The sequence below is a fragment of the Onishia taeanensis genome, assembly GCF_013349955.1.
GTDB lineage: Bacteria > Pseudomonadota > Gammaproteobacteria > Pseudomonadales > Halomonadaceae > Onishia > Onishia taeanensis_B.
In genome coordinates this window covers 325,597-337,613 of the sequence record NZ_JABVXC010000002.1, presented here as the reverse complement: position 1 = coordinate 337,613, position 12,017 = coordinate 325,597, and the positions used below count along the sequence as shown (strand labels likewise).

At 58.6% G+C, this 12,017-nt stretch carries 13 protein-coding genes and 1 tRNA gene; 10 read left to right on the top strand and 4 right to left on the bottom strand.

What is annotated here, in order from left to right; all coding sequences use genetic code 11:
- Positions 1 to 2: 2 nt before the first annotated feature.
- A tRNA-Asn gene (locus HUS66_RS04380) sits at positions 3 to 78 on the top strand.
- A gap of 281 nt (positions 79 to 359) precedes the next feature.
- Here the strand turns inward: HUS66_RS04380 and ligB are convergent.
- The 4 genes from ligB to flgA form a co-directional block, all read right to left on the bottom strand.
- Complete coding sequence (gene ligB / locus HUS66_RS04375; RefSeq protein ID WP_175069726.1) at positions 360 to 2,075, bottom strand: NAD-dependent DNA ligase LigB; 1,716 nt, start codon at positions 2,073 to 2,075, stop codon at positions 360 to 362.
- Positions 2,076 to 2,287: 212 nt separating this feature from the next.
- Positions 2,288 to 2,737, bottom strand: coding sequence for a flagella synthesis protein FlgN (locus HUS66_RS04370; protein WP_175069725.1), 450 nt, complete (start codon positions 2,735 to 2,737; stop codon positions 2,288 to 2,290).
- Complete coding sequence (flgM, locus tag HUS66_RS04365) at positions 2,734 to 3,018, bottom strand: flagellar biosynthesis anti-sigma factor FlgM (protein ID WP_175069724.1); 285 nt, start codon at positions 3,016 to 3,018, stop codon at positions 2,734 to 2,736. Before flgM ends, HUS66_RS04370 begins: the two co-directional genes overlap by 4 nt.
- A 98-nt stretch (positions 3,019 to 3,116) precedes the next feature.
- Positions 3,117 to 3,713 (bottom strand): flagellar basal body P-ring formation chaperone FlgA, encoded by a 597-nt coding sequence (flgA, locus tag HUS66_RS04360; protein ID WP_254628676.1) that lies wholly within the window; start codon positions 3,711 to 3,713, stop codon positions 3,117 to 3,119.
- A 340-nt stretch (positions 3,714 to 4,053) separates the two neighbouring features.
- On the opposite strand from flgA, the gene flgB reads away from it, so the two are divergent.
- The 9 genes from flgB to flgJ all read left to right on the top strand — a co-directional run bounded on the left by flgB (position 4,054) and on the right by flgJ (position 12,015).
- A complete protein-coding gene (gene flgB / locus HUS66_RS04355; protein ID WP_175069722.1) occupies positions 4,054 to 4,470 on the top strand; it encodes a flagellar basal body rod protein FlgB in 417 nt (138 codons plus the stop codon).
- A gap of 45 nt (positions 4,471 to 4,515) precedes the next feature.
- On the top strand, positions 4,516 to 4,923 hold the full coding sequence (gene flgC, locus HUS66_RS04350; RefSeq protein WP_175069721.1) for a flagellar basal body rod protein FlgC: 408 nt from the start codon (positions 4,516 to 4,518) through the stop codon (positions 4,921 to 4,923).
- A 4-nt stretch (positions 4,924 to 4,927) separates the two neighbouring features.
- Entirely contained in the window at positions 4,928 to 5,623 is a 696-nt protein-coding gene (locus HUS66_RS04345; protein WP_175069720.1) for a flagellar hook assembly protein FlgD, read from the top strand.
- 120 nt (positions 5,624 to 5,743) lie between these two features.
- Positions 5,744 to 7,504, top strand: coding sequence for a flagellar hook protein FlgE (locus HUS66_RS04340; protein WP_175069719.1), 1,761 nt, complete (start codon positions 5,744 to 5,746; stop codon positions 7,502 to 7,504).
- A gap of 20 nt (positions 7,505 to 7,524) precedes the next feature.
- Positions 7,525 to 8,274 carry a flagellar basal body rod protein FlgF gene (locus tag HUS66_RS04335; protein ID WP_175069718.1) on the top strand — a complete coding sequence of 250 codons (750 nt, stop codon included), beginning with the start codon at positions 7,525 to 7,527 and terminating at the stop codon, positions 8,272 to 8,274.
- Positions 8,275 to 8,316: 42 nt separating this feature from the next.
- The gene (gene flgG, locus HUS66_RS04330) at positions 8,317 to 9,099 is read left to right on the top strand and encodes a flagellar basal-body rod protein FlgG (RefSeq protein WP_175069717.1); all 783 of its coding nucleotides are present in this window, start codon (positions 8,317 to 8,319) and stop codon (positions 9,097 to 9,099) included.
- A 16-nt stretch (positions 9,100 to 9,115) separates the two neighbouring features.
- Complete coding sequence (locus HUS66_RS04325; protein ID WP_425340068.1) at positions 9,116 to 9,805, top strand: flagellar basal body L-ring protein FlgH; 690 nt, start codon at positions 9,116 to 9,118, stop codon at positions 9,803 to 9,805.
- A 30-nt stretch (positions 9,806 to 9,835) separates the two neighbouring features.
- Positions 9,836 to 10,972 carry a flagellar basal body P-ring protein FlgI gene (locus HUS66_RS04320; RefSeq protein WP_282848108.1) on the top strand — a complete coding sequence of 379 codons (1,137 nt, stop codon included), beginning with the start codon at positions 9,836 to 9,838 and terminating at the stop codon, positions 10,970 to 10,972.
- The gene (gene flgJ / locus HUS66_RS04315; RefSeq protein WP_175069716.1) at positions 10,972 to 12,015 is read left to right on the top strand and encodes a flagellar assembly peptidoglycan hydrolase FlgJ; all 1,044 of its coding nucleotides are present in this window, start codon (positions 10,972 to 10,974) and stop codon (positions 12,013 to 12,015) included. The genes HUS66_RS04320 and flgJ overlap by 1 nt, the downstream gene beginning before the upstream one ends.
- Positions 12,016 to 12,017: the final 2 nt, after the last annotated feature.

The window sequence follows — 12,017 nt, the reverse complement described above, 5'->3', positions numbered from 1 at the left end:
GTTCCCCGATAGCTCAGTTGGTAGAGCAAATGACTGTTAATCATTGGGTCACAGGTTCGAGTCCTGTTCGGGGAGCCATTTCTACTGCAGTCTGCGATTGTTGATATTCCCTCCTGTCTTATCTTGGCCTGCCTTTTCCTGGTTGGTGTTGCTCGCCGAGCATTCTCTTTTCTCTTGAGTAGATCCTGAATGCCGATCGTTGCCGGCTCCTGGTTCAGGTCATATTGCGTTGCTTCGCGTTATCTCTCTATCCCTGTTCGCCTTTGCGACGCCAGGCGTGCTGGCTGGTGCCGTTGGCCCCTGTCGTGTCTCCGGGGCTTGGGCCGAGCTGACCTCATAAGCCTGTGCATGAACCATGGTTACGAATGATCGAGACTCGCTGCTAGCAGGTGCTGGATCTCCGGATGCTGAAAGAAAGCGCGAAGCTCTTGGGCGGTTATGGGGCCAATCCCTTTGAACGCTTTCCAGTCTGTTATTGATCGAGCTTGAAGGCTAGCAAGGTCTGTGGTCGGCGTCAGGCTGTCGTTTGCGGCAGGAGGCATGCCTAGCGCCTTGAGCCAGGTGCTTAGTCGCCAACCATCCGCTGGATGAAAGGCCTCGAGCCACTGAGCGGCGCGGGTCTCGCCGACCCCTGGAAGTTCGCGTAGCTGCTCTTCTTCTATGGCTTGCCAGTCGTTTAGGTGTCTTACCAGGCCTGCGTCGATAAGCGTTACCCAGCTGCCTTCGCCGATGCCTGCCATGTCTAGCCCTTGATCACCTGATAGCCAGGTTAGTCTGGCCAGAAACTGCTCACGACACCCGTCGCTGAGTTGCAGGCAGCTCAGGGTGTCGTAGGTGTCTGGGTCTGGAGGCGATACAGCGGGGCGTGGCTGTGTGCGTACCAGCATCCGATCGAATTGGGGGATGATACCGCCGGCCAGTTGAATGATGATCTGATCGCCGGGGCGGATGTCTTCCTCTTGCCAACGTTCTAGTGAGCCAAGACTGACATGGCTGATTTCGCGATCGTCCAGCTCGACGGGTTGCAGTTCAAGAAGAGGAGTGACTCGCCCCGTGCGGCCGATGGTGAACTCGACGCCTGTGACTAGAGCGTGAGCGCTGCGCGAGGGGTGTTTCCAGGCGATGGCCCAGTCGGGTGGTGTCTTGGCTGTCTCACGGGTAGAGGGCGTGTGAATCGGACGGTGCGATTGGCGAATCACCACGCCGTCGGTGGCAAAGGGCGCTGGCTGGCGATACCAGCGCTGCCTGACCTTGGCGACCGTCTGGGCCGTGTCGATAGCCTTGCTGAAGCGAGCGCTGTCGGTGAGGCCCCAGTCGGCGAGTCTGCTGAGCCTGGTTTCGATGTCGCTGGGGCCATCCGGCCAACCCCATACGAAGAGGCCGATGTCAGCGCCGGCATCAGCGCTCAGTGTATTCCTTGCCATGAGTCCAGCAATAGCGCTGCGGGCCCCGGCGCTGCCTGATTCGGCCTGGACGTGATCCGTTAGGCGGAGATAGAGCTCGCCCTGCAGGGTTGCTCGGGGCGGTGCCGGTGCGGATAGCTGTTTGGGAATGGCTGCAATGGCCTGGGCCTTGTTGTACCAATCCTGTCCGCTGAGGTTATCGCCGCGGCTGATCACCCGCGTGAGCTTGCCGGTCTCATAAACCAGGGTGACGGCGACGCCATCGACCTTGGGCTGAACCCATAGCGCCCGTTCTCGGCGTTGGGCCATCCAATCATGAAGCGCGGCCAGATCGTCGAGCTTGTTGAGGCCCGTCAGGGGGTAGGGGTGTCGAAGGGTTGAGTCTGTTGCCGGAGCAGTTGAGATCTCGGCTGCTTGAATATCGAAGCAGGCCTGCCACTGGTGGTAGTGCCGTCGAGCCTGATCATAGGTGGCATCATCGACCAGGCGTTCGCCGTCGCGATAATAGGCGTTGTTCCATTCGGTAAGGCGTTTTCCAAGGGTTTCGATAGCGCTTTGGGCTGCGGGGCTTGACCAGTCTGGGCAGTCGTTTGCCACTGAAGGTGGTGTGGCCAGCCACAGCAGGCACAGCAATAGCGTCAGTCGGTGAAAAGTATGCGGGCAGTCGGGCATGTTGAGCCTCCCTGGCTTCTAGCGGTCGCACTCGATCCATGAGTGGCGATTTCAGCAACAGCAACAAGGTGTCGGGTCTGATCGGTAGCGTTCACTACATAAGTATAGTGCACTATGCCAATCCCGCCTTGAGCTTCATGGCATGGCGTTGCAGCGAAGCGACCATCAATGGGCGGTGGTCGTCAAGAAGGGTGCAGCGGAGGGGGAGGGTGTCAGGCGCGTGAGGACACTAAGCTGCGGCGAGGTTCAGACTGGCCATTGGGACCATATAAGCTGTTGCCTGCTGCCTCGCGTAGCGCGTTGAGCATGCGCTGATTTTGCTCGAGGCGCTGGCGAATCATGTCGCCGTTGATGGCATTAAGGCGTGCCGTGCGTTGAGCGTCCTCCAGCAATGCTTGCCAGACAGGTAGGCAGCCGGCATCGGAGGCAGCGCTGGCGGCGCCTTCAAGGCCTGCGTCATATCCCAGGCGTTGCTGTACCTGGCTGCGCTGGGTTTCAAAGCGCTCGACCTGGGTCAGCACCTCCTGTTTGTCGGCGGCAATGCGGTTGAGCAACTCACCGTCGACGCGGCCTGCGAACAATGCCTGTCGCTCATCGTTCAAGAGAGCCTCGAGTGATGCGATGCGCTGCCGCTGACGTTCGAGAGATTCTCTCAAACTCATGGAGACTCCCCGTTGAGGATATCCTGGACGCTGGCAATGAGGCCGTCGGCAATCTTGTCGGCGTCGATTTCCATGCGGCCTTCGCTGATGGCAAGACGCAGTTCCTCGACCCGTGCGGTGTCGATATCGCCGCTAGCATTCTGGCTGCCTGTGCTCAGGTGAGCGACGGACGCAGAGGTCGGCGTTGCCGATGCCTGCGAGTTACCGGCGGCGACGGGTTTGCTGGTGGCCTGGTCCGTCTGCTGCAGGCGGGTCAAAGATTGGGAGCTGTCGATTTTCAAGGGAGTGGCCTCGTCAATGGTGCTTGCCCATGGTATCGGCCAGTTGGGCGGTATCTTTAATCGTAGCGGGCTTTTTTTGTCGGTGCCGCATGATGACTTTAGAAGTCGACGGCAACGCGATCGGAGCCGATCACTTCCCCGGTAATGATCTCACGTCGTGAGAGGCGAACTCTAACCTCATCTCCCATTCCTCCATCCTCCAGTGCCTCGCCTTCCCGCGAGACACGAAAGCCACCCCCCTGAGCCTCCACCGATACGGACTGACGTTGTTCGACCAGAGGAATATTGCGCAATTGGTGTTCTCGCAGGGTCGAGCCTGCCGAGACCGTGCGCCTCGTCATCTTGCCAATCGCCTCATCTGCGTGGCGAATCGTGCTGGATGGCAGGCGCCCCAGACTGCCCTGGCGAATGGTAAGCATGCCTTGATCGATGACGGTGCCGGTCTCAATGCGTTCGGCTGCCGTGACGTAACTGCCGATGCCCTCCACTTCTGCCTGGAGATAGCGATCCTGAGAACCTGAGCACTCGACGCCTACCGAGACGCGCCCCCACTGGCGCTGGTGCCTGTTGGGAAAGAAAGGCTGTGGCGATGAGCAGGCGCCGAATTGCGCCGAAGGCGGAAACACTTCGACCCTCACCTCTTCGGCGTCCTCGGGCGCTTGGTCCAGCAGGAAGCGTTTCACGGCCTCGACCAATGCTGGGTCCTGGTTCGCTGCTTGATTCTGCGCGAGTGAAGGTGCCGCCGTTAGCGCTATCCACATCAGGAGAGATAGTGACAGGGTGAAGCGCAGGCCTCTCTTGCGAGAGGCGCTCGCGATGCGAGACCGAGAGGCAGGCTTGCAGGGCGTTTGGGGCATGGCAATCACTGACTCGAGGAGGCTGGGGATTGGGTTTGAGCCAATTCTACTCGGCTGCTGGCCAGTTCAATAACGGAATTGGGTGCGAAATGCGGGTCTGTTTGATCCTTTGAGATGACGGGGGCATCGCTATTCTTCACTCTCAACATTTCCCCATTTTGCGATTGTGGGTGCACAAATGATCGATAAGCTCGGGTCGGCGCTGAACTTCCAGCAGGAGGTCCTCAGCCTTCGCCAGCAGCGGCATGAGGTCTTGACCAGTAACATTGCCAACGCTGATACGCCTAATTACAAGGCACGCGACTTTGATTTTTCGCAGGAGCTGTCGCGAGCGATGGAAGGTGATCGTGCGGGTCAGAGCGGTCTTTCTCTGTCGACTACCTCTGCGGGGCACATTGGAGGCCATGGCGCCTCAGGCAGCAAGGTGCATGACCTGATGTATCGCGTACCGGCCCAGCCAAGCCTTGATGGCAATACGGTCGATATGGATCGTGAGCGGGCTGAATTTGCCGACAATGCTGTCCGTTACCAAGCCTCCCTGACGATGCTGAACAGCCGGATTCAGGGCCTCAAGTCAGCCATGCAGTCGGAATGATCATCACAATGATGGTTGCTTCCGAGCCTAAGGAGTGAGCTAAGCATGTCGATGTTTTCGATCTTTGACATATCCGCTTCCGCTATGAGCGCGCAGGCGCAGCGGATGAACGTGACCGCCAGCAACCTCGCTAACGCGGATAGCGTGGCGGGACCTGATGGCGAGGCTTACCGCGCCAAGCAAGTCTGGTTTGAGGCCCAGCAACAGGGTGGCTCTGAAGTCGGTGGCGTACGTGTCACCGGCGTTGTGGATGATCCGTCGCCGATGCGCATGGAATACCGCCCTGATCACCCGCTTGCAGATGACGATGGCTACGTGACCATGCCCAACGTGGATCCCACCAACGAGATGGTCAACATGATCTCGGCGTCACGTTCCTACCAGGCGAATATCGAAGTAATGAACACCAGCAAACAGCTGATGACCAAAACGCTGACCCTGGGGGAGAACTGATTGAATGGCTACTAGCATTGACTCGAGTGTTTTGAATAGCGTTAACGGCACCGCCGGGCAAACCGGTAAGGCAGCCACTAACCGCGAATCTGACGATCTCAACGATCAATTCATGACACTGCTGGTGACGCAGCTGCAGAATCAGGATCCCATGAATCCCATGGAGAATGCTGAGATGACGTCGCAGCTGGCGCAGATCAATACCGTCAGCGGCATCGAGAAACTCAACTCGACACTCTCTTCGATCACAGATCAGATCGATCAAGGCAGGGCGCTTGAAGCAGCCGGTTTGGTCGGCTCTGGTGTGATGGTGCCGGGCAATAAGGTGTTGACCAGTCAGATGGATGGGAAAGTGACCACTACGCCCATCGGTATTGAGCTTGATCAGCCCGCCGATAATGTGCGCGTGACCATTACCAATGGTTCCGGTCAGGTCGTCGACCAGTATGACGCGGGTAGCGCCAAGGCCGGCGTATCGAATATTTCCTGGGATGGAGAACTGTCTTCTGGGGAAAAAGCGCCGGAAGGTGCTTATAACGTGTCTTTGCAGGCGACACGTGGTGAAAGTTCCATCGATTCCCAGGTTCTTAACTATGCACAGGTGGGGGCGGTGACGCCTCAGGAAAACGGAGATGTTTCGCTTGACCTCGGTGCCGTCTACGGACAGGTCGGCCTGAATGACGTCAAGCAGATCCTCTGACGCCTTCGGCCTGGGCGCAGCGAGTTTTTTCAGCCCAGGCTATCCGGCGTAAAAAGCTGGTTTAGATAAAGTACCCGTCTCTCATATCGCACCTTCACATCGCCATAAAGGAAATGAACCATGGGCTTTTCACAAGCGCTGAGTGGCCTGAATGCCGCCAAGGCCAACCTGAATACCTTGGGCAATAACATCGCCAACTCCCAGACCGTTGGCTTCAAGTCGTCCACGACGCTTTTCGCTGATGTCTTCGCCAACGCCGACGTGGGCCTGGGGACACAGGTTGCGGCCGTGCGGCAGGATTTCAGCGACGGCAACATTGAAAGCACCAGTCGCGAGCTGGATCTGGCCATCAGCGGCGAAGGCTTTTTCCGCATGCAGCAGAATGGCGAAACGGTTTACTCGCGTAACGGTCAGCTGAGCATGGACGCCGATGGCTACCTGGTGAACGCTCAGGGCGCGCGGCTGATGGGCTACGGACTTCAGAATGCCAATGATCCTTTTTCTGAAGTTGTCACCGGTGGTCAGCCAGAAGTGTTGCAAGTCGCCGCCGACAGCATGCCAGCCAAGGCAACTGATGAGGTAGATATCAGCTTCAACCTTGATGCCAGTGTGCCCAAGTTCGAAGGTGAATTGGTGATGGACGCTCAGGGGCGCGCCATTGTCAGGAATGATGACAATAATGAGCTTTATTTCGCGCAAAGTCCGTCGAATCAATTAGCCGATGGCCCGATCGTTAAAGCTGATGGCAGTCAGGTGAAGGTCGATGAAGCTGGTGCTGTCAATGATGATGGAGCGAATACCGTCGAGTACCGCGATGGCGAATTGCGTGTCATCGATGACAATGGAGAGATCGTCCTGAATAAGAAGGAGACCCCTTCACCAGTTAAGCCGGCACTTACGGCGCCGAGCGACAGCGAGACCATTTGGATAGCGGATAATGGCGACCTGTATAGCGTCGGTGCCAACGATCGACTATTGACTAGTGCTGGTGAAGGAGTACAGGTATCTGATGCGGATGGTACTGATTACGATGTCTACGTAAATGATGGCAAGCTGGCAGCCTACAAGACCGGCCAATCACCTGGTCCTGGTGTTACTTCCCAAGATGTGAGCCTTGCCGAGCTGAATAATCCGCTTCAGGCCGCGGCAGCGCCGGAAGTTGACCTCGCTGATTCCAATGCCTATTCCTATTCCAGTTCTTCTACCGTCTTTGATTCCCAAGGCAATGCCCGCAACCTGACCCTGTTTTATACGCGCCTGAATGCCACAACATCTGATACCGAGTGGAACGAATGGAAGGTAGATGCACGACTTGATGGTGGGCCAACTGGAGCGGAAACGGCAAGCGATTCTCTCGGTACAGTCCGATTCGATGCCAGCGGTCGTTTGATTCGGGGGGGAGAACGTGACGTTCAGTTTGATATCGGTGATGACTTCGAACCCCTGGCATTTAATCTCGGCCTCGCAGGAACACAGTTTTCTAATGATTCTACGGTCAATAGCTTGACTCAGAACGGCTACACGGCAGGTACGCTGGTGGGAATCGAGATCGAAGACGATGGCAGCATCGTGCGTAACTTCTCCAACGAGCAGTCCCAGGCCGCAGGGCAGATTGCCCTGGCCAACTTCCGCAATCCGGAAGGCTTGAAGGCGGCCGGTGACAACGCCTGGACCGAGACCGCTGCGTCTGGCGGCGAGCTGGTCGGGCAGCCGGGGACCGGGGTGCTGGGCAGTGTCACTGCCGGTGCGGTCGAGACCTCCAACGTTGATATGGCCTCCGAGCTGGTCGACATGATCGTGGCGCAGCGGGCCTATCAGGCGAACTCCCAGACCATCAAGGTCCAGGATGAGATTCTGCAGAGCGCTGTTAACCTGCGTTAACGGGTGAGGATGAGTCGATAATGGACCGCATGCTATATACCGCCATGAGCGGCGCCAGCCAGAGTCTTCAGCAGCAGGCGGTGGTCAGTAATAACCTGGCCAACGCTTCGACATCGGGGTTTCGGGCGCAGCTTCACGCCATGCGCGCCGTACCGGTTCAGGGGGATGGCGTTCTGGATACGCGAGCCTCGGTGGCGGCCAGCACGCCGGGGTCGGACTTTAGTCCCGGCCCTGTCAACGCCACCGGCCGTGACCTCGACGTGGCGATTCGAGGTGATGGCTGGCTGGCCGTGCAGGATGCCGGTGGCAATGAAGCCTATACCCGCCGCGGCGACCTGCAGGTTGACGGTAATGGCGTATTGACCAGTGGTGGACGTCCCGTGTTGGGCGACGGCGGGCCCATCGCCGTTCCTCTGGAAGCCAAGCTTGCCGTGGGTGGTGACGGTACCATCAGTGCGATTGGTGCCGGCCAAAACCCCGACGCCATCGTCAATGTGGGGCGCCTGAAGCTCGTCTCCCCCGGCGATGCCGGTTTGACCCGCGGCGAGGATGGCCTCTTTCGCGCAGGGCCCAACGGTCAGCCGCAAGTGCTGGGCCGTGACGAGGATGTCCGGGTTGCCTCGGGTGCCCTGGAAGGCAGTAACGTCAGCGCGATCGAATCGATGGTGTCGATGATCGATACGGCGCGGCGCTTCGAAATGCAGATGAAGGTCATCAGCAGCGCCGACGAGAATGCTCAGCGTGCCACCAGCCTGCTGTCTCTCAGTTGATAGCGGCTTACCTTCAGGCGAACTGTTTCAGGAGAGAACATCATGATTCGATCATTGTGGACCGCCAAGACGGGACTCGAGTCCCAACAGGTTCAGATGGACGTCATCTCGAACAATCTGGCCAACGTCAGCACCAACGGTTTCAAGAAGTCTCGAGCCGTGTTCGAAGATCTTATGTACCAGAACCTGCGTCAGCCGGGTGCCCAGAACGATGCTCAGAACACCTTGCCTTCGGGGCTGCAGGTGGGTAGCGGCGTGCGCCCGGTGGCCAACGAGCGGCTGCATAGCCAAGGCGCCATTGAGCAAACCGAGAACTCTCGTGACCTGGCGATTAACGGCAACGGCTTTTTCAACGTACTGCGCCCCGATGGCACTACGGCCTATACCCGCGATGGCAGTTTTCAGCTCGATGCCAACGGCCAGATGGTGACGTCGAGCGGCTATCCCGTTCAGCCGGCGATTGTCGTCCCGGAAAATGCGCTTTCCGTCAGCATCGGTCAGGACGGTATTGTCTCGGTGACCGAGCCCGGTGTGGCAGGCAACCGCGAAATTGGTCAGCTGACGCTGTCCAGTTTCGTTAACCCGGCCGGTCTCGAAAGCATCGGGGAAAACCAATACCTGGAAACGGCATCCTCAGGCCCTCGTAACGAAAATATCCCTGGTGCCAATGGGCTGGGGACGATTTACCAGGGCTATGTGGAAACCTCCAACGTCAATGTCGTCGAAGAAATGGTCAGCATGATCCAGACCCAGCGGGCCTATGAGATCAACAGCAAGGCAGTCAAGACGTCCGATGAAATGCTGAGCCGGCTGGCACAGCTGTAACCAAGGGGCGGTCATGATGTTCAAGGGGTGTATGCCGGTCCGGCACTGGGCTCTGGTTGTGGCGCTGTGTCTGCTGGTGTCTGGCTGTGCGCAGCTGCCACGGGCATCGGTAGTGGGTGAGCAGGAGCAGGTCAATATCGCCGAACCGCGGCCGCCCGCGCCCAACGGCTCCATCTACCAGGCCAACGCTGGCTATGCTTATCAGCCGCTGTTTGAAGATCGCAGGCCTAGGGCGATCGGCGACATTCTGACGATCGTGCTCGATGAAGAGGTCAGTGCCAGCAAGAACTCGCAAAGCAATGCGGATCGCTCCGGTTCTGCTGGACTGACCATCGATAACACCCCCGATGCGCTTGAACAGCTGGCCGAATACGGCTTCGACCTCTCCGGACAGAGTGACTTCACCGGCGGAGGCGGCTCCGAGGCCAACAATACCTTCACCGGGACCATTACCGTCTCGGTATTGGATGTGATGCCTAACGGTAACCTGCGGGTAAGGGGCGAGAAGCAGATCGCCATCAACCAGGGGACCGAGTTCATACGCTTTTCCGGCGTGGTAAATCCTCGCACCATTACCGGACAAAATACCGTGCCTTCGACTCAGGTCGCCGATGCGCGTATCGAGTACGTAGGCGACGGCTATATCAACGAGGCGCAGCACATGGGTTGGCTGCAGCGTTTCTTCCTCAATATTTCGCCGTTCTAGGTGTTATCCGACTTCCTTGGCAAGGCCTGAATGATGCGTGCATTTTTCGTTTCTCGAGAGTTTTGTGTTCTTCGGCAAGGCCTGGTGCTTGCCCTGCTGCTGGTGTGGGCATTATCTGCACGTGCCGAGCAGTTGCGTGAGCTGTCTGATTTCGCCGGTGTGCGTGATAATGCCCTCGTCGGTTACGGCCTGGTCGTTGGACTTGATGGTACCGGCGACCAGACCACCCAGGCGCCTTTCACCAGTCAGAGTCTGACCAACATGTTGTCCCAGCTGGGGATTACGGTCCCTCAGGGTACCAACCTGCAACTGCGCAACGTGGCGGCTGTGATGGTTACGGCCAAACTTCCGGCCTTTGCACGCCAGGGTCAAGAACTCGATACCGTGGTGTCGTCAGTGGGTAACGCGCAAAGCCTGCGCGGCGGGACGCTATTGATGACACCTCTGAAGGGGGCCGATGGCCAGACCTACGCCATGGCGCAGGGCAATCTGCTCGTGTCTGGCGTTGGTGCACAGGCCGGTGGCAGCAGTGTTCAGATCAATCAGCAGGCCAATGGACGCATCCCTGGGGGAGCGCTGGTTGAGCGTCAAGTGCCGCTCGAACTTGGCCGCCAGGGCGGGATGTTGGAACTGTTGCTCAGGGAAACGGATTTCGGCACGGCCCAGCGTGCAGTGACGGCGATCAACATGGAGTTTGGCCGTCCGGTGGCCTCTGCGCTCAATGGCCGCGTCATTCAGCTGCAGGGCCCCTTGAACGACAATGCGCGGGTCGGCTTCATGGCACGTGTGGAGAACGTGGAGATCAATCCCCGCGAAGCGGCCGCCAAGGTGGTCATTAATTCGCGGACCGGATCGGTGGTCATGAACAGTCGCGTCACGCTGCGGCATGCGGCGGTGGCCCACGGCAGTCTCTCGATCATCATCGATACCGACTTCCAGGTCAGCCAACCCAACGCCTTTAGTGAGAGCGGTCAGACAGCCGTCGTACCGGATACCAATATCGGCATTCAGCAGCAGGAGGCTTATCTGCGAGAGGTCGAAGGGGCCGACCTGTCCGAGGTCGTGGATGCACTCAATGCACTCGGGGCATCGCCGCAGGATCTGATGTCCATTCTCCAGGCACTGAAGGCTGCCGGTTCGCTGCGCGCCGAGTTGGAGATTATCTAATGACGATTCAGGACATGAGCGGCCAGTTTGCCCTCGATATGCAAGGCTTTCAGCGCCTTAAGCATACGGCGCGCGTGGACGAGGATGCCGGCAGGCAGGCGGCGGCCCAACAGTTCGAGGCGCTGTTCCTGCAGAAGATGATGACCAGCATGCGTGATGCTATCCCCAAGAGTGATCTTCTCAACAGCAAGCAAACCGAGATGTTCACCTCGCTGCTCGATCAGCAATGGTCGCAGCACCTTTCCGGTCAGGGCTTTGGTCTGGCCGAGATGCTGGAGAAACAGCTCGGAGGTGGTCGGCATAGCGTCGATACCCGCAGTGATAGTCTGATTTCGGGCATTCCCCGTGGCGAGCCGCTGCAACAGTTCGCCCGGTCAGAAGCGCAGCACTCGGCGAATGTTCAAGGCGCAGAACGTTCCGCAGTGCCGCAGAACTTCCTGGATGCTGTGGATGCCAGACTGTCGAGTGATGCGGTAGCACCCACCGACCGGATGGCTGGCAGCGATCAGCAGGAATCGACTCGTCAGGCTTCTCGCCTCGAACATGTCGAGAGCTTCAGGGCGCTGCTCGAGGAGCCGGCCCAGCGAGCGAGCCGCACGACCGGCGTGCCGGCCGAACTCATTCTCTCCCAGGCAGCCCTGGAAACCGGCTGGGGACGCTATTCCATTACCACTCAAGACGGTAGCAACAGCCATAACCTCTTTGGCATCAAGGCCGGCAGCGATTGGCAGGGTGAGACGACTGATGTCAGGACCCATGAGGTGATCGATGGCAAGCGAGTGGCGATCACCGATAGCTTCCGGGTCTATGACTCTTACGAGGCAGCCTTCACCGACTATGCGCGACTGATCGGTGACAACCCGCGCTATGCCGGTGTATTGACCGCTCCGGATGCCGGTCAGGCTGCTCAAGCCCTGCAGGCTGGTGGTTACGCCACCGATCCTCGCTATGCCGATAAATTGATTGCTGTCATGGACACGCTGGGTCCGCTGAAGCCTGCTAGCCAACAGCGCCTGGCAGATAGTTCAGTGGGTGAACGCTAGGG

Coding starts and splice junctions, on each gene's coding strand:
- flgB (WP_175069722.1), top strand. CDS start 4,054: ATGATCGATAAGCTCGGGTCGGCGCTGAACTTCCAGCAGGAGGTCCTC.
- ligB (WP_175069726.1), bottom strand. CDS start 2,075: ATGCCCGACTGCCCGCATACTTTTCACCGACTGACGCTATTGCTGTGC.
- flgG (WP_175069717.1), top strand. CDS start 8,317: ATGATTCGATCATTGTGGACCGCCAAGACGGGACTCGAGTCCCAACAG.
- HUS66_RS04320 (WP_282848108.1), top strand. CDS start 9,836: ATGATGCGTGCATTTTTCGTTTCTCGAGAGTTTTGTGTTCTTCGGCAA.
- HUS66_RS04370 (WP_175069725.1), bottom strand. CDS start 2,737: ATGAGTTTGAGAGAATCTCTCGAACGTCAGCGGCAGCGCATCGCATCA.
- HUS66_RS04345 (WP_175069720.1), top strand. CDS start 4,928: ATGGCTACTAGCATTGACTCGAGTGTTTTGAATAGCGTTAACGGCACC.
- HUS66_RS04335 (WP_175069718.1), top strand. CDS start 7,525: ATGGACCGCATGCTATATACCGCCATGAGCGGCGCCAGCCAGAGTCTT.
- flgJ (WP_175069716.1), top strand. CDS start 10,972: ATGACGATTCAGGACATGAGCGGCCAGTTTGCCCTCGATATGCAAGGC.
- HUS66_RS04340 (WP_175069719.1), top strand. CDS start 5,744: ATGGGCTTTTCACAAGCGCTGAGTGGCCTGAATGCCGCCAAGGCCAAC.
- flgC (WP_175069721.1), top strand. CDS start 4,516: ATGTCGATGTTTTCGATCTTTGACATATCCGCTTCCGCTATGAGCGCG.
- HUS66_RS04325 (WP_425340068.1), top strand. CDS start 9,116: ATGTTCAAGGGGTGTATGCCGGTCCGGCACTGGGCTCTGGTTGTGGCG.